The sequence below is a fragment of the Sutcliffiella rhizosphaerae genome, assembly GCF_917563925.1.
Classification (GTDB): domain Bacteria; phylum Bacillota; class Bacilli; order Bacillales; family Bacillaceae_I; genus Sutcliffiella_A; species Sutcliffiella_A rhizosphaerae.
In genome coordinates, this window is the sequence record NZ_CAKJTJ010000004.1 from 136,857 (window position 1) to 161,508 (window position 24,652).

Annotated in this window: 22 protein-coding genes; 6 read left to right on the forward strand and 16 right to left on the reverse strand. The window is 38.7% G+C overall.

The genetic code is table 11. The features are described 5' to 3' along the window. Nucleotides 1–22: 22 nt before the first annotated feature. A complete protein-coding gene (locus LRP81_RS05520) occupies nucleotides 23–676 on the reverse strand; it encodes a DNRLRE domain-containing protein (protein ID WP_230500263.1) in 654 nt (217 codons plus the stop codon). Nucleotides 677–965: 289 nt separating this feature from the next. Between LRP81_RS05520 and hemF the strand changes: the two genes are divergently transcribed. Beyond that, nucleotides 966–1,889 carry an oxygen-dependent coproporphyrinogen oxidase gene (gene hemF, locus LRP81_RS05525; RefSeq protein WP_230500264.1) on the forward strand — a complete coding sequence of 308 codons (924 nt, stop codon included), beginning with the start codon at nucleotides 966–968 and terminating at the stop codon, nucleotides 1,887–1,889. A gap of 44 nt (nucleotides 1,890–1,933) precedes the next feature. Further along, on the forward strand, nucleotides 1,934–2,407 hold the full coding sequence (gene yiaA, locus LRP81_RS05530) for an inner membrane protein YiaA (RefSeq protein WP_230500265.1): 474 nt from the start codon (nucleotides 1,934–1,936) through the stop codon (nucleotides 2,405–2,407). Nucleotides 2,408–2,555: 148 nt separating this feature from the next. Here the strand turns inward: yiaA and LRP81_RS05535 are convergent, their stop codons facing one another. The 3 genes from LRP81_RS05535 to LRP81_RS05545 all read right to left on the reverse strand — a co-directional run bounded on the left by LRP81_RS05535 (nucleotide 2,556) and on the right by LRP81_RS05545 (nucleotide 7,003). Then, complete coding sequence (locus LRP81_RS05535; RefSeq protein WP_230500266.1) at nucleotides 2,556–3,335, reverse strand: alpha/beta fold hydrolase; 780 nt, start codon at nucleotides 3,333–3,335, stop codon at nucleotides 2,556–2,558. Between the two features lie 435 nt (nucleotides 3,336–3,770). Further along, on the reverse strand, nucleotides 3,771–5,258 hold the full coding sequence (locus LRP81_RS05540; RefSeq protein ID WP_230500267.1) for an Lsa family ABC-F type ribosomal protection protein: 1,488 nt from the start codon (nucleotides 5,256–5,258) through the stop codon (nucleotides 3,771–3,773). Between the two features lie 440 nt (nucleotides 5,259–5,698). Beyond that, nucleotides 5,699–7,003, reverse strand: coding sequence for an MFS transporter (locus LRP81_RS05545; protein ID WP_230500268.1), 1,305 nt, complete (start codon nucleotides 7,001–7,003; stop codon nucleotides 5,699–5,701). 123 nt (nucleotides 7,004–7,126) lie between these two features. Between LRP81_RS05545 and LRP81_RS05550 the strand changes: the two genes are divergently transcribed. Continuing rightward, on the forward strand, nucleotides 7,127–8,347 hold the full coding sequence (locus LRP81_RS05550) for a helix-turn-helix domain-containing protein (RefSeq protein WP_230500269.1): 1,221 nt from the start codon (nucleotides 7,127–7,129) through the stop codon (nucleotides 8,345–8,347). 356 nt (nucleotides 8,348–8,703) lie between these two features. Here the strand turns inward: LRP81_RS05550 and LRP81_RS05555 are convergent, their stop codons facing one another. The 11 genes from LRP81_RS05555 to LRP81_RS05605 form a co-directional block, all read right to left on the reverse strand. Further along, a complete protein-coding gene (locus tag LRP81_RS05555) occupies nucleotides 8,704–9,822 on the reverse strand; it encodes a Gfo/Idh/MocA family protein (protein ID WP_230500270.1) in 1,119 nt (372 codons plus the stop codon). Nucleotides 9,823–9,843: 21 nt separating this feature from the next. Continuing rightward, nucleotides 9,844–10,920, reverse strand: coding sequence for a Gfo/Idh/MocA family protein (locus LRP81_RS05560; RefSeq protein WP_230500271.1), 1,077 nt, complete (start codon nucleotides 10,918–10,920; stop codon nucleotides 9,844–9,846). A gap of 37 nt (nucleotides 10,921–10,957) precedes the next feature. Further along, nucleotides 10,958–12,229, reverse strand: coding sequence for an extracellular solute-binding protein (locus LRP81_RS05565; protein ID WP_230500385.1), 1,272 nt, complete (start codon nucleotides 12,227–12,229; stop codon nucleotides 10,958–10,960). Nucleotides 12,230–12,247: 18 nt separating this feature from the next. Next, nucleotides 12,248–13,771, reverse strand: coding sequence for a response regulator transcription factor (locus LRP81_RS05570; protein ID WP_230500272.1), 1,524 nt, complete (start codon nucleotides 13,769–13,771; stop codon nucleotides 12,248–12,250). Further along, nucleotides 13,764–15,548: a cache domain-containing sensor histidine kinase gene (locus tag LRP81_RS05575; protein WP_230500273.1), complete on the reverse strand. Its 1,785-nt coding sequence runs from the start codon at nucleotides 15,546–15,548 to the stop codon at nucleotides 13,764–13,766. The genes LRP81_RS05570 and LRP81_RS05575 overlap by 8 nt, the downstream gene beginning before the upstream one ends. A gap of 75 nt (nucleotides 15,549–15,623) precedes the next feature. Next, on the reverse strand, nucleotides 15,624–17,411 hold the full coding sequence (locus LRP81_RS05580; RefSeq protein ID WP_230500274.1) for a glycoside hydrolase family 66 protein: 1,788 nt from the start codon (nucleotides 17,409–17,411) through the stop codon (nucleotides 15,624–15,626). Next, nucleotides 17,411–18,244, reverse strand: coding sequence for a carbohydrate ABC transporter permease (locus LRP81_RS05585; RefSeq protein ID WP_230500275.1), 834 nt, complete (start codon nucleotides 18,242–18,244; stop codon nucleotides 17,411–17,413). The genes LRP81_RS05580 and LRP81_RS05585 overlap by 1 nt, the downstream gene beginning before the upstream one ends. Before the next feature lie 18 nt (nucleotides 18,245–18,262). Next, the gene (locus LRP81_RS05590) at nucleotides 18,263–19,222 is read right to left on the reverse strand and encodes a carbohydrate ABC transporter permease (RefSeq protein ID WP_230500276.1); all 960 of its coding nucleotides are present in this window, start codon (nucleotides 19,220–19,222) and stop codon (nucleotides 18,263–18,265) included. 86 nt (nucleotides 19,223–19,308) lie between these two features. After that, nucleotides 19,309–20,586, reverse strand: a complete 1,278-nt coding sequence (locus LRP81_RS05595; RefSeq protein WP_230500277.1) for an extracellular solute-binding protein — start codon at nucleotides 20,584–20,586, stop codon at nucleotides 19,309–19,311. Nucleotides 20,587–20,840: 254 nt separating this feature from the next. Then, the gene (locus tag LRP81_RS05600) at nucleotides 20,841–21,236 is read right to left on the reverse strand and encodes a VOC family protein (protein WP_230500278.1); all 396 of its coding nucleotides are present in this window, start codon (nucleotides 21,234–21,236) and stop codon (nucleotides 20,841–20,843) included. Nucleotides 21,237–21,240: 4 nt separating this feature from the next. Further along, nucleotides 21,241–22,185, reverse strand: a complete 945-nt coding sequence (locus tag LRP81_RS05605) for a VOC family protein (RefSeq protein WP_230500279.1) — start codon at nucleotides 22,183–22,185, stop codon at nucleotides 21,241–21,243. A 204-nt stretch (nucleotides 22,186–22,389) separates the two neighbouring features. On the opposite strand from LRP81_RS05605, the gene LRP81_RS05610 reads away from it, so the two are divergent. The 3 genes from LRP81_RS05610 to LRP81_RS05620 all read left to right on the forward strand — a co-directional run bounded on the left by LRP81_RS05610 (nucleotide 22,390) and on the right by LRP81_RS05620 (nucleotide 24,197). After that, on the forward strand, nucleotides 22,390–22,920 hold the full coding sequence (locus tag LRP81_RS05610; protein WP_230500280.1) for a C1q-like domain-containing protein: 531 nt from the start codon (nucleotides 22,390–22,392) through the stop codon (nucleotides 22,918–22,920). Between the two features lie 111 nt (nucleotides 22,921–23,031). After that, complete coding sequence (locus tag LRP81_RS05615; RefSeq protein WP_230500281.1) at nucleotides 23,032–23,565, forward strand: C1q-like domain-containing protein; 534 nt, start codon at nucleotides 23,032–23,034, stop codon at nucleotides 23,563–23,565. Nucleotides 23,566–23,675: 110 nt separating this feature from the next. Further along, nucleotides 23,676–24,197 (forward strand): hypothetical protein, encoded by a 522-nt coding sequence (locus LRP81_RS05620; RefSeq protein ID WP_230500282.1) that lies wholly within the window; start codon nucleotides 23,676–23,678, stop codon nucleotides 24,195–24,197. Between the two features lie 42 nt (nucleotides 24,198–24,239). Here LRP81_RS05620 and LRP81_RS05625 read toward each other — a convergent pair whose 3' ends face one another. Beyond that, nucleotides 24,240–24,647, reverse strand: a complete 408-nt coding sequence (locus LRP81_RS05625; RefSeq protein WP_230500283.1) for a DUF4362 domain-containing protein — start codon at nucleotides 24,645–24,647, stop codon at nucleotides 24,240–24,242. Nucleotides 24,648–24,652: the final 5 nt, after the last annotated feature.

Genomic DNA, 24,652 nt, shown 5'->3' on the forward strand with positions numbered 1-24,652 from the left:
CTTTACTCTTATAAAATTGACATTAACTACCAAGTTCGTTCCCCATGATTGCTAACCCATAATCTTTTTCAGGGGCTTGATACCATTCAGCGACCAGTTTACTAACATCCCATTTAAAATGTCCGCCATCAACACCAATGGGGAACGTTTTATCTGCATAAGGATTGCTTAACGCAGGCTGATCCGCCCACGTAACATCTTCCCCATCCCAAGGGGTTAATACCTTATGGACACTATAACTTGAATCAATATATGTTGGATCAAAATACCCCCATTTAACAGGCTTATCTACTTCAAACATATGTAAAGATGCATTTTGGATTAAGCCACCATTTAAATCAGGAAGCATCTTACCAAACTTCAATAATGTCACATTATGTAGAGTATCCTGTTCCCCAGCAACCAGATGCTGTTGCGAAGAGAGGTTATTTGTAGGATCTTCTTCTGAAAGAGAAATTTGATAGACTGGAAAACTTCCCCCCTCCCCATCTGTAGTGGGAATCCACTCATTTGCTATGGGGTCTTTCAAATAAATTGGCGATGTAAAAACAGTTAATTTATTCGTTAAATTGGGATTACGGGTTGTTTCCGAGAATTCCGTTATACCTATAATCGAATTAGCACTTACTGATAAAACAGGTAACAATGATTGACCTACTAGCAATGTGATAACCATAAACTACTACTCTTTTAGTGGCACGATTCAAGTAATTCTTCTCCCTTTTCTAGTAAAATGACCAACTCCTATTATATTTATATCCTTTTTTTCCAAAATAAGCTATCTGTTTTTCGATGGGTATTTTTTACAATTGTTTATATTGAAGTTTAAGTAAAAATCGAATAAAAAAGGGGATTTCTGTTAATATGTCGAATGTTACACAATGTAACTTTTTCCATAAAAAAGGAGGGGAATCTGGTAAAAATCCCTTGCATCTTCGTTTGGCAAGGCTTCGTACCAGCTAATTATGAAGACAATAATGGAAAGTTTGGACAACAATACCATTACATCATTTTTCAAAAGCTTACAGGATACGATAACCATTGATATCGAAAAATGCGACGGAAAAGCAGTTTTCACAGAGGAATTATGGGATCGAAGCGGTGGTGGTGGGGGAAGGACAAGAGTAATCACTAATGGCAACATCATTGAAAAAGGTGGAGTGAATTTTTCTGAGGTATTTGGGATCTTGCCCCATGCTGCAGCAGAGGGATTAAATGTGGACAAGAATCAAGAATTTTTTGCCTCTGGTGTATCAATAATTATGCATCCCAAGAGTCCGAAGGTTCCAATTATTCATATGATCGTAAGATACTTTGAATTATCTAATGGATTAAAATGGTTTGGAGGCGGAATCGACCTGAACCCAATTTATATTAAAAAGAAAGATGCAAACTTTTTCCATCAATCACTAAAATCTGTTTGTGATCAACATGACCCTTCCTATTACCCTCACTTCATACAAATTGCGGATGATTATTTTTACATCAAGCATCGCAACGAAACCCGCGGAATCGGAGGCATTTTTTTTGATAAACTGACACCTTCTGCGGAATGTTCCATTGAAGATCTTTTTTCCTTTATAAAAGATGTTGGCCTTTCGTTCTCCCCCATTTATTTAACTTTAATCAACAACAACAGGGATATTTCCTATAGTGACAAGCACAAGCAATGGCAGCTTGTTCGCCGAGGACGCTATGTAGAGTTCAACCTTATTTATGACAGAGGAACAAAATTCGGGCTTGATACAAGCGGAAGAATCGAATCTATCTTTATGAGTCTTCCACCTCAAGTCAATTGGCTATACAACTTTCAAGCCGAAGAGGGCAGTGAAGAACAACATACCCAAAGTTTGCTCAAAAAAGATATGGATTGGATTAACTTAGAATAAACATTACTAAGGGCTATTTTCATAACCTAAAAGGAGGGATGCAAATGTCAGATAACCATGATAATCCAATAGTAAAAATCAATGAAAAAGAACATCCAAAAGTGAAGATAGAACGAAAAGAGGGAGAGCCCACTGTAGCCTTTAAAGGGGCTAGCTGGGCGGCATTAGTAGTGGGAGTTTCAGCTTATCTTATCGGTTTGTTTAATGCTCAAATGGAGCTGAACGAAAAAGGATACTACTTTGCTGTCTTAGTATTCGGTCTTTATGCTGCAGTCTCCCTCCAAAAAGCGGTCCGGGATAAAGAAGAGGGAATCCCGGTAACGAGTATTTACTACGGCATCAGTTGGTTTGCATTAATCGTATCCATTTCCTTAATGGCGATTGGATTATACAATGCGGGAAGTATTATTTTAAGCGAAAAAGGCTTCTACGGAATGTCATTTGTCCTTAGCCTATTTGCAGCAATCACGATTCAAAAAAACATTCGCGATACACAAGTGGCTAGAGAGAGGAATTAGGAATCAGGGGACGGTTTGAATCGTCCCTACTTCGATTTTTTGAATAAATATCGCTTTTCTCCGGGCAGAATTTGGTTTATTGAATTTTTTAATGAGGTTATCGATATTTTCGAATAGGCTCTGCTTTTTCGTCATAAGTAGCTGTGCTTCACCCTATCACTCTACCATCCTCTGGCAAGGTCCCTTTTTGCAACCAATCTTCCACCATATGATTAAAGTAGTCAGGCTTTGCTAAGGAAACTCCATGGCCAACCTTTGGTATGATGATACCTGTGCAATTGGTATTGGCTGCTACAATTTCCCTTGCAGATTTTATCATAATAGATTTTTCTTTTTCACCAACTGTCACCAATATCTTTGTATTTGCTCTTTTAAAATCTTCCGGAATTCCAAATGACATGTTTTCTTCTAGGACTCGAACAAGCGTATCAAGTTTGATTTGACAGCTTTCTTCATAATATCTTTCAAAGTAATCCTCACTTACATATAATGTTTTTGCTTGTAGTTTTGAAAAGTATTTGTTTTTGATTAATGGAAAAGATAATTGAATAGTAGGTTTAATTAATTTTTTGCCGATAGCCATTGGTCTGACGGAAGCACTATTAATAATGGCAAAATCAATTAATTTCGGCTTCATGCTTAACAGTTGAATAATGACTTGTGAGCCTAAAGAAAAGCCATTTAGTATAACCTTCTTCCCTTCCGCTTTTTCTTCAATTAATGTAATTATTTCCTCCGCACTTCCCTTTATGGAAAAAGGCATCTCATCATTATGTAACCCATGACCACGGAAAATAGGAACAATGCAATGGTAATGAGTGAAGTACTCCACCTGCTTATCCCACATCCAATCACTTACGCCACCGCCATGCAAAAAAACCATTAATGGGGCGCTTTTATCACCGTATTCTTTGTATGGTAACTTCATTATTTACACCTCATATCTATTAGGATCGCTCTATCTATTAAAAATTTGATATGCCACATAAGACTCTCTTTTCATATTTTCTCATGTACGAAAAATAAAATATAGGAATTTATTACAGTTAGGCCATTTTTTGAAGGGATTTATCATTTTATTTCGTTATCTCTCCTAAAGCGCCAGAAGTCATATAGATTCACTTTAATTATTGAAACAATCACATGGTCCAATACGTAAAATGTATAAGAGATTTTGTTAGGAGGGTGTTTATTGCTCCAATTTGATTTATATAAAAAAGATAAACGGTTTTATGTAAGCGATTCGAACGGTGCAGTAATGGCAGAGATTCAAAAAATAAGATCATATTCCTTTTTTCCTTCTTACATAACCAGTAAGAGCGATACATTATTTTGGTATCGCTTCTACTGGTTAGTGAGCATCTTATTCTTTTTCTACAGATATCGTTTTGGTTGCAATTGACTGTTGAAAAGCCTTATCGTGCTCCACCATAATCATTGTTGGATTAAAGCTTTGGATAAGCTCTTCAATCTGCATGCGCGAATAGATATCAATAAAATTTAATGGTTCATCCCAAATATATAAATGTGCTTTTTCACATAAGCTTTTGGCTATCAGCAACTTTTTCTTTTGACCACCGGAATAGTGAGAGATATCTTTCTCGAATTGTATTCTGTCAAAATCCATTTTTCGTAGAATGGATTTAAATAATGTTTCATCAATCTCATGCTCTTCTATAAAATCTGATAACTGCCCCTTTAGATAAGAGGTATCTTGTTGTACATAGGAAATGGTGAGGCCAGAACCTATATTCATTTGGCCAGTGTGCTGAATTGAATTTCCTAAAATCAGTTTTAGAAGACTACTCTTCCCGCTTCCATTCCTTCCATCGAGGACAATTCGATCACCCTGTTCCACTTTAAAACTAATTGGCTTATTTACAATTTGATCATCATAGTTGGCAGACACATCAGTCAAAACAATCAAATCGTTTGCGTGATATTCCAATGGTTTTAATTTTAAGGACTCTGTCTTTTCCAGATTTTTTAGCAATTTTGATTTTTCTTCAATGGCCTTTTGTTGTCTTGATTCCAGATTCTTTGCTCTTTTCATCATCTTTGCTGCTTTATGACCGACAAATCCCTTATCCAATTTAGAACCAGAATTTGTTGTCCCATTTTTGGAAGCTTCCACTTGATTAGACCATCCTGCTGAACGTTTTGAGGACTGTTTTAGCCTCCCTATGTCTTTTTGCAGACGTTGATTGGTTGTCTCTTCGTGTTCCTGCTGCCGATCAAAATTTAATTTCCAGGAAGAATAGTTTCCACTTTGTACTTCAATATTTGCCTTATTAATTGATAAGATATGGTCTACACATCCATCTAAAAAATGTCTATCATGTGAAATTAATATAAAGCCTTTTTTCTTCCTTAGATAATCAGAAACTATCTTCCGTCCATCTGTATCTAGGTGATTGGTTGGCTCATCTATTAAAAGAAATTGACCTTCATTTAAAAAGAGTGCAGCAAGCAACACCTTAGTTTGCTCACCATTTGATAAAGTTTTAAATGGCCTGTACATTGCCTCCGCATCTACATTTAAATAGGATATTTCACGAAGAAATTCCCAATCTTCGGCTTGTGGGCAAATTTCCTCTAATACTTCATGAGTTAACTTCTCTTTATTTGAAACTGGAAATGGGAAGTAATTAAATTCTACCGAAGCAGAGATGTTGCCACTGTACTCAAATTTTCCTAATAATAAATTAAAAAATGTAGTTTTACCTCGTCCATTTCTACCGATAAATCCAAGTTTCCAATCCGTATCTATTTGAAAGTTTACCTCTTCAAAAATATTGTCAAAGCTTCCTGGGTAAGAAAAAGTTAAGTTTTGTACTTGTATCATTGACATGTTTCTTCCTCCTTTGTATATCAACATTTTTACTTTTCATACAAAGTCGGTACATCCATCTGTTTTAGATTCTCCGTAAAAGTTTGATGGATATCATCGACTTATACGGAGTAGTACATGCGTTACAATCGTATCTGAACTGCTCATTAAAACCTCTCCTTTACTTAATGGGAGAACAAAAAATCCTCCCAAATTGTACTTGGAAGGATTAGTCTTTCACTTAATCTCAAATAAATTTATTTATCATAAAAACCATGACAAATAACCGATAAACTGATTAATAAAAATGGATAGACTAATCCTATATTTTGTAGTTTGAACTTATTCATTTCAAATAAAAATATAGATTAGTTAATCATTGTTCATCCATCAGCCCTTTCCTATTCATATATCAATCTTACCAACATTTTTCATGAAAGGAAAGCCCGGGAACAGTTTCTTTATGATTCCAAGGAAGCATACGACCCATCCCCCTCCTTCCGCTGACCCGCCTGAAGTTCTGGGTGGGCTTTGTGGAGGACAGATTTGCGAGTCATGATGAGCATGACGATGATAAGTGTACCGCCAGATAACATCATGATCCATTGACTAGGGAAGAGATCTAATAAGAAGCCGAAGAGTACCATTGCGAGTGGAACTAAGGCCGTGGACATTGTCTCCACAATCGAGAATACTCTTCCTTTATAGTCATCATCAATCTTCCTTTGCAGCATGACCTGTATCGGTGTATTAATGGTCATTAAAAGAACTCCCAAAGAAAACATAATGATGATATAAAAGACAATCATGATGGAATAGTTCATATTTAGGAGGAGTGGCAAAGAGATAGCTCCCATTAGAAGACCGACACTTATGATAGCCCTTTTTGCGACAACTAGAGGATATTGCACGTCTTTTTTCCGCATGGAGAAATAAACGGACATTAACAGCATCCCAATTGACAGAGCTCCTTGAGTGAAACCAAAATGCTGGGGTTGGAATTTTAGTTTTTCTATCAAGATGTAGGAATAGCCGACCTCATACGCTCCAAATAAAAAGTTGACGAACAGGCCGATCCAGAGAATGATGACGATGAGTGGCTGAAAGCGCAAATACTTGATACCTGCCTTCATACTTTGTAATATCGACTCTTCCTTGTTTACTTTTTTTTCTGAAGCATAAAGACGGAAGTTCATCGTAGATTCCAAAATGACTGCAAGAGAAGACAATACCATGTAAATAACAAGGAATACCGGAATAGGTACTACTCCATATAATAGACCTCCTATTGCTGGACTTCCAATGGCAGCAAAGGAGATGGCCATTTGATTTAAGGACATTGCCCTTTGTATTCTTCCCTTATCAATTAGACCGGTAATAGATGAGGTAAAAGCAATTGCTGAAAAAGTAGACGCGAGTGACAAGATAACCGTTGTTGTGTAAATGGCGAGAAGGGAAAGTCCATGTGTAAGAGTATAAATGAGTAGACCAAAAATGGTAATGGTTGTGGCAATCTGTGCTGTGATGACGATCATTTTTTTAGAGTAACGGTCTGTAATGGCACCAACGAATGGTCCTGCAAGTGCCCTCGGGAGAACATTACATATTAAATTGGTAGCAAAGCTTGTGGCTGAACCCGTCAATTGCAAAATGTAAAAACTGATAGCAAATGTGTAAACTTGTGCTCCAAATGTAGATATTAATTTACTCATCATAAATGTGTATAAATGGTATGTGGCTCGTTTGAGCTTTAGACTTTCTTCCATACTAACACCCCTATTTTTCAGAAAAGTTTAATTTAATTAAACAAATCATAACACGCTTTTACTTTTCTTTCAAGGAAAAGTTTAATATAATTAAACAAAAAGAAGAGGGAGTGTCATTTTCTTATGCTTGGAGATCGGATTCGAGAGTTAAGGAAACAACAAAAGATGACATTAGAAGGCCTGGCTGGCAAGGAACTTACGAAGGGAATGCTTAGTTTAATTGAGAACAATAAGGCAAATCCCTCTATGGAGAGTCTTACCTTTATTGCAAAGCAGCTTGGCGTAGATGTGGCGGAGTTACTAGGGGAAGATAGCTCTGGAGAACGAAGAGAGGTATTGGAGCATGCGGAGGTAATTTATAATACACCAAAAACAGAGCTTCCAGAAAAGTATCTTAAATTGTTAGAGCTAATTGAACCATTCATTGGCAAACTTGCACAAGGGTACGAAAGCGCTAGACTGTTGGAAATTTACAGCTATGCCCTGCAGCGGGAAAACAAGCATGGGTGGGAAAGTACGTTAAAAAAAGCAGCTGATATGTATGATCAGATGAATATTTCTGCTAACAGAGCAAGGATCGGTATCTTCCTTTCTGATATTCCATTCTTTGAGCGACAATTTGAAGAAGCTCTAAAAACATTTCAATTAGAACGAAAGGCTATTGAAGCGAAATACCCCCATATTGAACCTTTAACTCAACTCGACTTAGATTATAGTGAAGCCATTCTTTTGTACGCGGCAGGTCATACTAGCTCCGCAATTGAAACGACGGAAAGAGCTATCGCTTTCTCGAAGGAAAAACGAATCTTTTATCGCATTGATGACCTATACCGTCTGGCAGCTGCACATACACAAATGGAAGGAAATATAAAAGAAGGAGAATATTATCTTAATAAGCTGAAGATTTACGGGGAATTTGCCGATCACTCCTCCTCCCTTTACTTTTATAAACTGTTTAGTGTGATGAGATTAATATCAGATGGAAAATATACACAAGCACTTAGTCAAGTGGAAGAAAGCCTGTCAGATTCAGAAATACAAACATTTTATAAGCCATGGTTCTATTTAGAAAAGGCCAAAGTACTATACTATCTAAAACGCTATGAGGAAGCATTAACATTCATCGAAAAAGTCGTTATGCCGGAAATTTATCACCCGATTGATCTTTCAAGCTATTATATTAAAGAAACTTACCATGCACTAATCCTGTCAAAGCTAGGCAGAACAGACGAAGCCATTTCTGCAGCCAAAACTGCCGTTCACAACCTTGCACCCCTTCCAGATTCAAAGTTAAAGCAATTTAGTTTTGAGGTATTGGAGAATTTAACAAACGAGCATAGATAAGGGGATTTTTGAAGCTAAGGTAACAGGAGGAAAAACATATTTGTTTATTTTTGATTTTGGGGTGGGTTTCTGGGGGAGACGTGATGCAAATGTTTGACTGGGAATGGTGTGAAGACCAAACTCAGTCATGCAAGGTCAGAATGTGTGACTGAAATCATGATAATCATCAAACTTAGTCGCACAAGTGCCTCTTACTGGACTGAAAAAGCAAAAAACTCAAGTTTCAATCCAGCACCCCACTATCGCTCATCTAAAAATACGAAAAAGCCACGTTTAAGCACAATTCCCCTGCTAAAATATTTGTTAGCTAGTACAGGAGAGTTTCAGCACCAGCCTCAAACTCCCCCCGTACTCCCTTATTTTTGAAAAGTTTCACTACTCAAAGATTGATTCATAATACCGACTCCCTTTCCAATTACCTCATCTATGACGCGTTGGACATTGAGTCCGTCTTGGAAGGTTGGGAGGTGGGCAGGGTTGTTGCCGTTGATTTGATCAATCCATTTCCAGACTTCGTTTTTGTTGGTTAAGCGCCATGGGCGGAAGGCTTGTTCTGATGGCTTGTTGTTCCAATCAAAAGCTGTTACTTCTTCGAGTTCCATCTCGTTCCATTTTCCCCCTATCTTTGCATGGCGGAGCGATGTACCTAGCTCGCTTGTGAATAAATGAAGGCTGCCGTCACGGCCGTGAAGTTTTATGTCAATGGTTTGGTGTTTATTGCCTTGAGGTGTTACCCAGCTTGTGTGAAAGGAAGCTTGTACTCCTTTTGCAAAGCGTGCAGAAAACGAAACAGAATCAGCTGCCTGATCAATCGACTTTTTCATTGCAGTATCTACTAGTCTTCCATTTTCCATAAAGAAGAGTGTCCCATTTACTTTATTTATTTTATCCTGCAAAATGAACTGTGCCATATCTATTAGATGGGAGCCTAAATCCTGTAGGACCCCACCAATTCCGCCTTTTGAAATCGTGCCCCGCCATCCTGGAGGGCCATTCAGGCCATAGTCGCCTGAATATTCAAAATACGATTGATAGACATCTCCTATTAATCCTTTCGCCACCACTTCTCGCAGCTTTTGGATGGCTGGATGCTCACGGTATGTGAAGTTTATTGCATTTACGATTCCTTTTGTTTTTGCTGCTTCATTCATCTCATACGCTTCTATCGCATCCATTGCCATCGGCTTCTCACATAACACATGAAGCCCTTTTGCTATTGCCGCAAGAGCGATTTCTTTATGAGAATCGTTTGGCGTTATAATACAAATTCCATTTAGGTTCTCGTCTTCAAGCATTTGGCGATAATCTGCATAAACCCTTTCCACTTCGTACTTCTTTGCCATATTTTGTGCGCTTTCCCCCGTCTTGCTACAAATCGCCGCTATTGCTACATCTGGATGCATTTGAAGAACAGGCAAATACCACAAATCCGCAAACCAACTAGCTCCAACAACACCAACGTTTACTTTACTCAAATGGTTAATCCTCCTTTTGGGTCAGAGGGACTGTCCCCACGACCCATTTCCAACGTCTATTCGCATCCCTGTTGTTGCTGACTTGATAACACATTCCATAATCTTTTGATTTTTGTAGCCGTCTTCGAAAATTGGTACGTATTTCAAGGACGTTCCTTTTACATAATCAATAAAATCTTGTAATTGGTTTAAATAATATTGTTCAGGGACAGGTATTTTTACAAAACCAGATTCCAGATTTTCTTTTGATATCACACAAATTTCTATTTCATCGGGTGTTTCACAACCTACCTTTACTGTCCCTTTATCTCCAAAAATAGTGACCTCTAATTGGTTGCCTGAACCAATCGCATTCCTTGATGTCACAAATGTACCCATCGCACCATTTTCGAAGGTTGCTTGGAAGCTGGTAAAGTCGTCTACATCCACTGCTTGTGTTCCACCTCCGTCTACCCTTCTTTCTTTTACAAAGGTGGTCATCATTCCTGCAACAGATTTAAATTCCCCAATAAAATATCTGGCGCTGTCGATCATATGTGAGCCTAAATCTCCTAAGGCACCAGAGCCTGACATTTCTTTACTAAACCGCCAATTGAAAGGAATCTCAAAAAGAGGGGCACCCCATTGTTGCAAATAGGAAACAGAAATATGACGGATTGCTCCAAGCTGTCCCTCTTCCAACATCTGTTTCACAAAACGAAATGCTGGAATATAACGATAGGAGAAACCTACCATACAAGGAATAGGTTTTTTCTCAAAAAGCTCTTTTAGCTCGACAGCCTCTTCAAAATTGACTGTAAAAGGTTTTTCCGTCATTAGAGGTTTTCCGTACTGAATGCATAGTTTAATTATTTTCGCATGCACCTTATTGGGAACGATGGAAATGATAGCATCAACCTCGGAATCTTTAATAAGAGATTCATAATCTGTAAATCTACGTTCACTTGGTACCTCATACTTGTTGGCCACAGTATGAAGGGCTTTCTCATTTACATCACACAGTGCTGTAACCTTCACATCGTGTAATTTTGATAATAGATTAAGATGATGATTAGCCATTCCCCCTAATCCAATTATACCAAACTTCATTTCTCCCATGTTTTACTCCCCCTTTGTTTACTTTAGCGTAAGCGCGTTAATTCGATTGTGTTAAAAATGTATCTATCTCTTGTGCTGCCGCATGCAGTCCTTCTTCTACTGACATATTTTTGGAAAATATCAGTCTCATATAGCGAGTATATATTTCATCTATTTTGCTCCATTCCGCAAGTGGAGGACGTAAGAAGGCATCATCTAAGCTTTCCACATATGTTTGTAAATAGGGGTGATCATCATAAAGGTCTGCTACTTCCACATGTTTATTTGTCGGTATAAGTCCTGTTTCAAGCAGCATTCTTTGCGGAGTTTCGGTTGTCATCCATTTTAAAAAAGTCCAGGATTCCTCTAAATGCTTGGTTCCTTTTGTAATGACTAAATTTTCTCCACCTAAAACAGAACCTCTTCCTTTTGTAGCTGGAAAAGGGGCAAGGACCGTTTTCTCATAGAGCTCCTTCATGACTTCTTTTTGGCGTATGCTGTAAAACCAGTGACCTTCATCAATGACTGCATATCTTCCATCCAGCACACCTTCCCATGTAAGCGGGTTTCCTGTAATGAATCCATTTGGAAGATGTCCTTCCTCATACATTTGAAGCAAAATGTTTACCGCTTGCACACTTTCTTCACTATCCAAGTACCCAGTCGCCTGTTGATAATTTTCATCCAACAGCTCACCACCAAACGCATAGAAGTAAGCTAAGCTTTCCCATGCAGAAACCCCACCAATCCCGATGATATAATCATGGTCCTTCACTAAGGTTAGAAGGCCGTCTATCGTAGTAGGCGGAGCTTGGTAGCCGGCATTTTCGAGCAATTCTCTATTATATATGGCAACTTTTGTGTTGGTATTCAGCGGAACACCATAATAGGCATCCACGTAATAGTTTGATTGCAGTGGTACATCATAAAAAAGGGATTTCAATTCCGCAAAATCAGAGAATTGGCTAACAGGATAAATTAGATCAAGCTCTGCAAACGAAGGAAGCCAAGCAATATCCATTCGGATAATATCTGGTGGCTTATTGGCAGATGCACGTGAAATCAGGGCAGATTTTAACTGATCGTTATGGGGTTGGCGAACAGGTTTCACGATAATAGTTGGATGTTCCTCTTCAAAAAGCGGGATGAGTACGTCTTCGAATACCTTTGTTTCTTCTTCATTATATGTGTGCCAAATGATAATTTCAGTTGTATTGTTTTGTTCCTCCAGCGGCTTACTGCGAGAATCTAGTATGCTTAAATTGCTGCAGCCCGTTACAAAAAGCAAACCTGAAAGTAATAGAAATGAAGCTATTCGTTTTCGAACCATCACCACTTACACCTCCCTCTATTTATGGTGCTCTAACCGATAATCCCCAGGAGAATTCCCTGTTGTCCTTTTAAACAATTTACTAAAGTACTTTACATCACCAAACCCAGACTCTCCGGCCACCTCATACACTTTTAAGCTAGTATTCTTAAGCAGTTCCTTTGCCTTTTTTATGCGTAAATCGATAACATAATCAATAAAATTTTGATGCAAATATCGCTTAAAAAGTATACTGAAATAATTTCTACTTATATGAATATGTGCCGCTACCTTTTGAAGTGTTACTTCATCTGTATAGTGTTGATGGATATACTCCAACGCTTTTTCAATTAGTTCATTGTCGGCAAATGGCTTTTCATCCTGTTTCGCCATTACCATTTCACAGTCCTTTATTTGCTGCTTTAATTTTTCCAATAAGTCCTCTACTGTTTCTGCCTTCTTTAACACAGAACATTTATCTAGTAAAAGAGCTACATCCTCGATCTTCCCCATGAATAACTGCGTTAGAATATCACAGGCCTCATCCTTCAATTGATCAGGTTCCATCATTTCCTCTTTCCGGTGTACAAAATGCACCTGCAAAAACTCCATCACCTTTTGCTTATCATAGGGAATGAGGAATTGCTTTAACTGATCACCCTTTAATCGTTTGGCAACATGTTTATTGGAAGAAGTATATGCGAAAATTTCCTCATTACTTTGATAAAACCTTCTTTTAGAAGCTTCTTTACAAAATGTAAAGCTCTTTTGTAGATCGTGAATGGATGGAGCTTCCTCATGTCCAATCGTAAAACGAATCGTCGTTTTCGCTAGTAACCAACGATGTAATCGTTGTGGTGCATCAGGAAATGCCGGAACCACTACCACTATATCGGCATTATTTAACTGAATACAGATACCATCTTTATAGTCTGAATAAAATGATTCTTGTATCTCATCTAACAGATAGGACTGATACAGCTTTCCTTTTCGCTCCACGATTACTTCTGAACCAATCATTTGAATATACATGACCGTCATCGCTTGTTGAGAATTCCATATGGACTGAATAGATTCTTTTTCACCTTGAAGCAACATCCGCTTGAGCTGCTGTTCGACTCTTTTTCGTTGTTGTAATGCCTTTGTTTCATTTACTAAGTGAAGCTTCTCTTCAATTACTCGCTCTTTCTTTAGTAGACTTACACTTTTTCGTATGATCTGTAAAAAATCCTCCGGTTCTAATGTTGGCTTTAATACATAATCGACGGCACCGTGCTTTAAGCCTTCCCGAACATATTCAAAATCGTTATAGCTACTTACTAACACAACCTTCACATTGGGGTAGCGCTTTAACGTTTCTTTCATCAGTGTTATTCCGTCCATAATCGGCATTTTAATATCCGTAATGAGTAAATCAACAGCCTGTTCATCCATGGCTTCCAATGCTTTTTCCCCATTTGGAAAATCACCAAGCAATTGAAGCCCTTCCTGTTTCCAGTCCACTGAAGCTTTCAAGCCAAAACGAATTACAGGTTCATCATCCACAATCATGACGTTATACATGCGCTTCACCTCTATCTTTTTGCTTTAAATAAAGCTTCACGACCGTACCTTCTTTATTACTTTCTATTTCTACTTTTGACCCTGAATCAAAGTATAGATTCACAGAATCATATACATGATGCAGCCCGATTCCAACAAATGAAGCTGGGGACTGCTGTTGTAATTTTTCCAATGCCTCTTTCTTCACGCCAACTCCATTATCCATTATCTCTAAGCTGATACCATGCTCCACCCTTTTCCCAACAATTCGAATCGTTCCGTCCTTTCCAGTCGGAACAAATCCATGGAAAATCGCATTCTCCACTATTGGCTGAATAAGCATTTGTGGAATAAGGAAGCCTTCTATATCCTCTTCAATGTCCAGCTCTAAATAAAATTGTTGTTCATAACGTATTTGCATAATTTCTATAAATTTCTCGACAATATTAAGCTCTTCATGGAGAGTAACAAATGTCCCCTTTTTCCCCATATTCGCTTCTAAAAGTCTTATAAGAGCAGACATGGCGGTATTTGCTTTTTCCTTTTGATCCAGCTTCATTAACCATCTAATCGTACTTAGCGTATTAAAGAGAAAATGTGGGTTAATGCGATGCTTAATGGCTCTTAGCTCTGCCATCTGTTTTTGACCTTCCACTTCTTTCACCTGTTCTAAAAGTTGCTCCACTTGGTTAATCATTTGATTGAACTGTAAGCTCATCAGCCCAATTTCATCGGTAGAGGCCACTTTCGTCCGCACATTGAAATTCCCTTCTCCAACCTGTTTCATTTGTTGAGTCAATATTTTAATTGGTTCGGTTACACGTTGTGCCGCAAGTAACCCGATAATAATTGCAACCACTCCAAATAGGGAGGTGGTGAAGATTGTGATCATTTGAATGTCATTTAATTCGCCAGTAATTTCCTCAATCGGCACAATACCAACAATAGTCCAGCCATTACTTATCGGTTGTTTCACCCCGTAGTAAGCGGTTTCATCATGGATAAATTCAAATTCATTGACCTGCTTATTTTGAATATGTTGCAAAAGTTCTTCATTTTTCACTGGCTGTTGAATATTTTCTAAGGCAGAGTCCACCATTACTGCCCCTTTATCATCTACTACGAAAAAGCGACCAGTTTTCCCAAGCTTAATTTGTTCAATTTTTTCGAGAATGACTCGACCATCCAAACCAACTTGAACATATCCGATATTTCGTAGCGTATTAAAATCCTTTAATACTCTATTCACCGTCACGACCAATTCTGTGTTTTGTCCTGCTCCACTTAATTGATCATATTCCAATCCACGCCACACTAGTTGCCCATCTTTAAGGATAGCTTCTGTCGCCCAGTCCTGATACGAGAGCTTGTATTGACTAAGCTTGTAAAAGGAAAATGTGCCGCTCCCCCAGCTTGTTCGACTATCCTTAAGTACATATATGGTTCGGACATAGGAACTAGAATACACAAAGGAGTTTAACAAAGAATTAATGTATTCATTATTGTTACTTCTTTGCGCAAGACTAAGCTCCTCCTTATCTTGCATCACAATATCCTGCATCTGTTCATTACTATATAGTAGATCTGACATATCACTGCCAACTGAAAAAATATACGAAAGAGAATCAGCTGCTTGTCTTGCTATTTGCATAGAAGATTCCCTGACATTTTCCTTTACTGCATATGAAGCAGATTGATAGAAAAAATAACTATTAAAAATAGTCGAGATGAATATGACGAGTAAAATAGAGAAAACTACTTTTGTGGCAAATCGGTTTCTAAATTCTTTCCGTAACATCATCTCAACCCTTTTCAAATCGTTCCTATTTTCCTACTATACTATCTTTCCTAACCAGAGTTAGCAATATCACACTTATTGGTATTCCACCACAACCATATCCCAATATTTTATTTGTGGGATCGTAAATTCAATCGTTTTTCCCTTTTGCTTGAAATCTAGTTCTACTGCAGACCCGCTGTAAAAATCAGGAGAGGCAATCCATACTTTCTTTACCTTACCAGATGTTTCTGTTTCCACTTTCAAATCCTCTTGTATAGAAGGCTCCACTTGGGACCCGTCATTGTCCCGCCAATCAACGGATGTCGCATCTGTTAAATTAATGAACTGGATAATGTCTTTGTTGTCTTTTTGCTTCGTGTAGCTCCAAATCGCACCGCGTTCCGCACGGTTAGATACCTTCATTTCTTCCTTATTTATCGTTAAAGGCTTTGTCACTTCCTCCGCCCCGTCACGCAGTAGGTTTTGATACGCTACTTTAAAGTCATAGTAATGGATTAATTGCTCATTTAGCTCATCAGAAATGGATAGTTTTTTATGTGGAAAATATTCCTTCGAAAGCATATTTTCCCCTAGCTCCAAATGAGCGCCTCCTGCCGCAAAAATGACTGCATTTGTTAACAAGACACCAGGTGCATTAAATTCCCCCATAGAGTCTGATAAATCATAATTCATATATGCAGCTAAAACGGTATTCAGCTTATAGTCACTTAACTTATCATTTTGGTCGATTGCGTCTTTCAAACTACCATACGTTTGGTGAGAATCCCAAAGCTCGGAGTAAAGAAAGCTTACTGGCGCTTGGGTAGCAATATATCCTTGAGCATATTGAGATACAGCATTCAGGACAAGATCTACCTGCAACTCTTCCTTCGCTTTTTTCACGAAAGGAGCATATGTGGTCGAAAGGTCCACTCTCTTTCCTTCCCCATCCCAAAGTGTCCCTCTGTCACCTAATTGGTCCACATGCCAGCCGTCAAAATCTAAATGCTCGAATACTTCCTTTTCAGCATCAATGATAAATTGCTGCCATTCTTCGTTTCCTGGATTCATTAGATATATATCACTTGCCCAACTATCTGGCAGTGGATGTTTATCTTGATTTTCTAAAAGTGGATCCCGGAAAATTCCCCACTCTTTTTTCACCCCTTCTTCTTCATAGTTCTCATATGCACCGAAAAGAAGGTTGTAGTTCATAGTCTTCATGTTTTTCTCATGAGCGAGGGAGATATAGGTTTCTATTGTATTTCTGGAAACTTCGCGATTCGCAATGTCTGGCCATGTAGCAGCCACTTCCCCGTTTTCCATTTTCAACGGTCGTTCATGCTTAAACTGCCAATCGTAAAATTGAAGACCATTGATGTGAAAACGATTGAGCTTGTCAATTACATTTTTCTGCTCTGCTTCTGGTACTTCATAAAAATCTGCTAAATATCCATACCGTGGGAATTTTGCCCAATCAGAGGATACATCGACTGCAATATTGGAGTGATCGATAATTTCGTCCCCATCTTTCATATACACTTCCACCATATAGCCAGTAAAGTCATCCTCTTTTGTTGTCCATTCCCAAGTAACAGAGGTGTCACCAGATAATAGTACTTCCTGCTCTTCTATGAGCTCTTGTAAATGAAGGTAACGGACCACAAGTGCACCTTCCTCTAGTGCATCCTGTAATGTAAGCTGGAAGTTCACCTTTTCTCCTGGCTCATATGCTGCTTTATCAGTTGTGATATAGTTTATATATTCACCTTTTTTCAATTGTTCTGATTGAAATAATGGTGAAGAAGCTTTTGACGTACAGCCTGCCATGACACCTAATAAAAGTGTACAAGCCAGCATTAAGCTTACCAATTTTTTCATTATCCTTTTACTCCTCCTTCAGATGCTCCCGCTTGCACAAACCGTTTCTGGAAGATGATATAGATGATAATCACTGGTAATATTGCGATGATGGAGGCAGCGAAAATCCATGCCCAGTTACTCGCATATTTACCTTGGAACATCATTAAGGCAATCGGTAATGTTCTCATTGCTTCGTCTTTAATAATCGTCAGCGCAACGAAGTACTCATCCCATGTTCCAGAGAAGGCGAAAATAGCCATCGTACCGAGTGCTGGTTTAGATAACGGCAAATAAATTCTTCGGAAGATGGTCCAGTTTCCCCCTCCATCCATCAAAATCGATTCCTCCAATTCCTTTGGAACCGTTTCGAAAAAGCCTCGTAAGAAGAACGTCGAACCTACTACTCCTCCACCGATATAAATTAACCAAAGTCCCCAATACGTATTAACTAGCCCAAGTGATTGAATAACTGTAAACTGAGGAACAATCGCTAATACTAGTGGAATCATCATCGTAAAAAGAAAGGCCCGGAAAACAAATTCTTTTCCTGGAAAAGTAAAGCGTACGAACGAATAAGCGGTCAATGCTCCTAAAAACACACTCCCGACTGTTGCGACCCCAGCAACAAGTAAACTATTTAAAAAGTAGCGAAAAAAGTTATTTTTCGTCCAAACAATATCATAGTTTTCCAGATTAGGAACGGCTGTGAAAACTTCATGCGGTCTTGGGAGAGAATACGCGTTTTTTACAAATGTGGTCATTAACATATAGATAAACGGAGTGACAAACACTAAAACCCCGATGATTAGAACGGTATAGACAAGCAGCTTTGGAAAAATGTTTGTTTTCATCGAATTTCCCTCCTTTTCTTACATGAACTTCTGTCTGCCAAGTTTTTTCTGCTGCGTGTAGGTAATGATAAAAATCGTAAGACCCATCATGACCCCAAGTGCAGAGGAATAACCGAAATTAAAATTATTAAATGCTTGCTTATAGATCATACTTTGCAATACTTCCGTCTGCCCCATCGGCCCCCCGTTTGTAATGAAATATACTTGTGGAAAGATATTAAATGCTCCCATGACAAGGTTGATCAGGACAAATGCCGTAATCGGGCCAAGCATTGGGATGGTAATGTGCAGGAAGGATTTAATGCCGTTCGCTCCATCCACTGATGCTGCTTCATATAAAGTTTTCGAAATCCCTTGCAATGCTGCAAGATAAATAACCACGGTCCAGCCTACCGTTTTCCAGATGTGGAAAAGCCAGATAACGACCATCGCCGTCCATTGGTTTTGCAGCCAGCCAATCGGCGAATCAATAAAACCTAAGTGTAAAAGCGTATAGTTCACAAGTCCGTTCTCTCCGTCCGCAAATAAATAACGGAAAAGAAAGGCAACCACAATCCAAGAAGTGATAATTGGCAAGTAATACAAAGTACGAAAAGTAATTTTATATTTAATAAATTGAAGATTAATTAATACAGCAAAAAACAGCCCCAAAAACCAATTTATCGGAACTGTGACAACCGTGTTCAGAAATGTATTTCTGACGGCATATTTAAACGCCGGATCCGAAAATGCCTTTTGATAATTTTCAAATCCGACAAAAGGACTTTTTGCTCCAGGCATAATGTTGTAATCTTGAAAACTCATAATAATTCCTTTTATCAACGGATATATAACAAATATTCCCGCACCGATAAGCCCTAAAATAATAAATGGAAAGACTTGCGCCCATTGTTTCACACCAATTTTAAAGCGCTCGGCAAAGCTTTTCTTTGGAATAATGACGACATCATGTTTGTTTGTATTTAATCCACTATCCACTGGGCTCCCCCTCCTTCTTCCAACTTTGATAAAAGGTGGGGCTGTCCATATATGCTTATATGCCCGGACAACCCCACCATTAATTTTTATTGAAGTAAAGCCTCTGCCTGTCTTGCTGCATCATCCATGGCAGTTTTCGCATCCATTTCGCCACGAATCACCTTTTCAAAGTTCAGGTTAATAACCGCTTCAATCTCTGACCATTGTGGAACTGGCGTACGCGGTAAAGCTGTTTCAAGCTGTGTCACATACTCTTGGATAAACGGATTTTCTAAAAATGCAGGGTCATTCGCTGCATCCATATTGGTTGGTATCAATCCTGTTTCCGCCATTAGCTTTTGCGGCTCTTCCGTCAGCATCCACTGGGCAAACTTCCATGCCTCTTCTGGATGTTTGGAGTTAGCAAAAATTACTAGGTTCTCCCCACCGATAACGGAACGGCTTCCTCCGTCACCAGCCGGAATAACACCACGTACCGTATCATTTAACGCATCAAACTTATTGCCTTCTTCATTCATTAAAATACTGAAGAACCAAGGACCATCATCAATCATCATATACTCATTATTTTGCATGCCATCCCATGACCCTGGCTCCCCACCAAGAATTGTTGGTGCCGTAAGTCCGTCCTTATGCCATTGCTCGATCGTTTCAACAGCTTTAATACTCTCCGGACTATTAATAAACCCTTCAAATTTTGTAAAATCATCATTTGTTAATGTTCCACCTAGACTCCAGAAGTATGGTAGGAAGCCCCATGAAAAGGAACCACCAATTCCAATTCCACCCTTTGATCCTGCAGCTTTAGCCGCTTTTGCAGCCTCCACCAACTCATCCATTGTTTGAGGGGCATCAGATAAACCCGCTTTTCCTAACAATTCCTTATTATAAATAGCAATTTTTGTATTCGTATTTACTGGTAACCCATAATATTTTCCATCATATAAATTTGTAGACATTGGAGCCTCAAATACACTATTTTTCGTTTCTTCAAAGCCCTCATAGGTGCTTAAATCTTGAAGTGCACCTATTTGCGCAAACTCAGATGTCCATACAATATCCATCCGCATTAAATCAGGAGCTGCATTCCCAGATACACCGGCAATGACTTGCTGCTTTAGCCCTTCATAAGGCATACGGGTCAGCTTCAACTGGATATCCGGATGCGCTTCCTCAAACATCGGCTTAATCTTATCCGTTAACACAACCTCTTCTTGATCACTATAGGTGTGCCAATACTCAATGACTGTTCTATTTCCTGAACCTTTATCCGTTGAACCAGAATCACTGGAACCACTACATGCACTAACAAAAAGCAGTGCTGAAACAGAAAAAATAGCTATTAAAGTTTTTAATGATTTCACTTTTATACCCCCTCTAATTTTCTAACAATTCTATTATCTAAAAGAAATTAACTTTATGAAATCGCTTACATTATGGAGAAGGTGTCTTTTATTTGACTGTTTGTGGAAGACAGTGGAGGGAAAATGAAAAAAGTGTCTTATTTCTCTGTAGCGGGGAGAGAAATAAGACACTTCGGGTTGGGTCAGGGGAACAGTCCCCCCGACCCACAAAAACGCCATTTTACTTTTAACGTAAAATGGCGTTTTTTTCATATTTATTTTGCGTTCTGATCTGGCTCATGAATTCCAAATACATTTCCTTCTGTATCTACGTAATACCCTTGCCAAGCCATTCCAGGCAGTGCAAATTTTGGTACTGCTACTTTCCCACCATACTCAAGGATTCGTTTTTCGATGGCATCATAATCTGCTACGCCTAGTGTACAAGAATAACCATTTAGTGGTTGGTTCTCCTCAGGTCGTGGCCCATTTCGTTGCATGAGAGCACCGTTTATTCCCGGCTCGTTCTCATCACCAGTTACTGCCCCAAAATAAGGCGTACCCGCATACTCACTCCAGTCCTGAAAAGACCATCCAAACACCTCACCATAAAACTGCTTTGCTCTGTCCATGTCATCCACATGAATTTCAAAATGTACTAATCTACTCATTCTCCTATACCTCCTGTTTTGGGTCAGAGGGACTGTCCCCACGACCCGCTTTCCGTAGTTCCTCTAAATCAAACTTCTTCATTTGCAGGAATGCCTGCGTAATACGTGCACGTTGTTCTGGTGTGGAGTTGAACATCATTTCGTCCATCTCACTCGGGACAATCTGCCAGGAAACACCGTACTGATCTTTCAGCCAACCACATTGTTCGGCTTCAGGAACAGCAGAGAGCTTTTCCCAATAGTAATCAATCTCTTCTTGTGAATCGCAGGACACCATAAAGGAGACTGCTTCATTAAATTGGAACGCATGCTCTTGTGCACTATCCATCGCTGTAAACCACTGATTTTTAAGCATAAAATCAGAAAACATGATAGAACCCTTTTTTTCAGATTCCATTCCTTCAGGGTACCTAACTAGTTGCCCCTCTTTTGCGTTTTTAAATACGGACAAGTAAAAACTTCTTGCTTCTTCCGCATTGCCACAATTGTCACCAACAAACAAAAATGAAGGAATGATGGGGGGACGCTCTTCCCCATCTGGATTGGTGAGAATGAGCTGCCAGCTAACCCCATACTTGTCTTGAATCCAACCATACCGCTCACTGAACGGATACTTATCAAGTGGCATTAAGGCTGTCCCACCATCGGACAATTTATTCCATGCCTCGTTTAACTTTTCACTCGCATCCTTGTCTCGTGATGGGTCAAAATTCACCATAAAAGATATCGAAGGATTCAATTGGAAGTATGGCCCCGCACTAATTGACATAAACTTATGCCCCCAAAGCTCAAAAGAAACCTGGTCGCAGTCTCCAGATGGTGTGTCCTTTATAGTTGTTACATTCGTAACCTTTGATTCAGGAAAGACAGTGGTGTAAAACTCCGCTGCTTCCTTGGCTTCCTTGTCCAACCATAAATGGGGAACGATTTTTTGATTGGAAACTGACATTAGTATTCCTCCTCAACATAAATACTCTCCAAAAGTCTACCAACTATACTTTTACTTATAGCATTTAATTCTATAAGTATGGAGGTTTTCCTTCTTTTTGGGTCGGAGGGACTGTCCCCCCAACCCAATGACTGTCCCCCCAACCCAATCACTTTTTACTAGATTTGCATATATTACTAGTGAAGCAAGAAGGAGGTGATTCTATTGAAATATAATAATTATAAAGGTGACACAGCAGCTACACGCTTTCAAAAAAAGAATGATAAAGACATCACGATAAACGTTGATTGCGGCAGGAATGGAGATAAGGAAAGAGTCGTTGCCTTTCGTGCTGTGAAATCAACAGATCAACCAGTAGAGGCAAATGAATCAGTGAAAATTACCTTTGAAGAAGAACAATTTGATTTAGGAAACACCTACAATAACATAACTTCTACCTTCGTACCACGTGAGAGCGGAGTCTACTATGTGTCTAGTAGCTTTACCTTTGCACCTGATGTAAATGCACGCTACCGCACGAGAGCGGATATTGTCGTAAATGGAACTACCGTTGCGGCAGATAATGATTTCTGGAACCTCCTAAATGTCTTTAACGTTGTAAATGTCTCCGCAGTACTATACCTCCAAGCAGGCGACCTAGTGGAAATCTTCGGCCAAAGTTCCCTCAGCGGAACCATTTTGAGTGAGGTAGAAAATATAGCGAGTACATCCTTTGAAGCATTTAAAGTATCCTAATATTCCTTAACTGAATCTATTTTACAGAATTAAACTATCTCCTGATACTAGTCCAGTCATATTTACTAGATTTGCATAAATTAATAGAGGTAGAAAAGGGAGGTGAATCAATTGAAATACTATTATTATAAAAATGATGTTGCGGCTGCTAGGTGTAGAAAGCCTCATAAAGATTGTAAAGATATTACGATTAACGTTGATTGTGGTAAAAAAAGAGATAAAGACGAAACTGTAGCCTTCCGTGCTGTAAAAGAAACAAACCAAACCGTTCAAGCCAATGTGCCAGTAAAAATTACCTTTGAAGAAGAGCAATTCGACTTCGGAAATATTTACAACAACACAACTTCTACTTTCGTGCCTCGTGAGAGCGGTGTTTACTATGTAGCAAGTAGTTTCACCTTTTCCCCTAACAATAATGTCGGATACCGCACAAGAGTTGATATAGTTGTAAATGGGACTACCGTTGCAGCAGACAATGACTTCTGGAACCTACCTAATGTCCTAAACATTGTACATGTCTCCGCCGTACTAAATCTCCAAGCTGGCGATCTCGTTGAAATCTTCGGCCAAAGCACCACTAGTGGAACTATCGTAAGTGACTTTGAAGCTATTAGTACAAGCTTCGAAGCATTTAAAGTTTCCTAAGAAGCAAGGGGACGATTTCCCCTGCTTTTTTTCATACCTCTAATAGTTTTGTAAAAAAATATAAATTTAGCTATACTTTGGATAATACTTATTTTTTTTGGGGAAACAAATTGAAGAAAATTTCTTGGATACTATTGCTTTCCGTTTTTATAGGATTAATTGGATACTTTACATATGCCAAAACGGATATTTTAATAAAGAATGTTACCTATCCCGCATCTTGGGAAGAGAATGAAGCATTTGCCACAGGTGACCAAGAAGGGATAAAAACGGTTAAAAATGAGGATGGTTCCATCACACAGTCAATGAATATATTTACATGGTATATAAAGAAGAAAGAAAAAGAACAGGAAATACTTAGAACAATAGATTTAATCATAGAAAGTGAAGAGCATCCTTCTATTCATAATATCTCCCATAATGAGGAATTGAGTAATCTTTTCATTATGGTGGATCGGTCAACTTATGAAGAAAATGCCTTAGTAGATGGCTTTGTACCTATGTTGTTAGGCATGCATTGTGCCATTTATCAGCTATATAATGGTGCCACACTAGACAATTACCACGTAAAGGTGACGGTTCAAGACTTTGATACAAAGGAAATAATAAACGAAGTTCTTGTCCCTTGGTGAAAATACAAAAGAGGAAGCATGAGGTGTGCCCCTCCGCTTCCTCTACTTATTTTGAATGAGTATAGTATGATGTCGCTCTTCATTTTCGCAACCAACTAGTTGATAGATTTTTTGTTCCCCTTCATTTGTAACTATTATGCTTTCACACTTAGTCTCCTCTATGTATTGTTCCCCAAAATCATCGTGTCGTGTATCAATAATAGAAAACAGTTCCCCATCAACGATTCGCAACTCGTGAATGATTGGATCGCCCTCATCTGTATAATCTATAACTTTTACATTAGCTGCATTACTATGAGCCATATCTTCTATAAAATTATCAAGTATTTCTAGATTTTTAATATCACCATGTGAATTTACAACATCATGAGCTGAAGGGGTATATTTGCCACATGCTGAAAGAAAAAGGATAGCTATTATAAAAATGGTAGATTGCTTTATCGTTCTCACTCCTC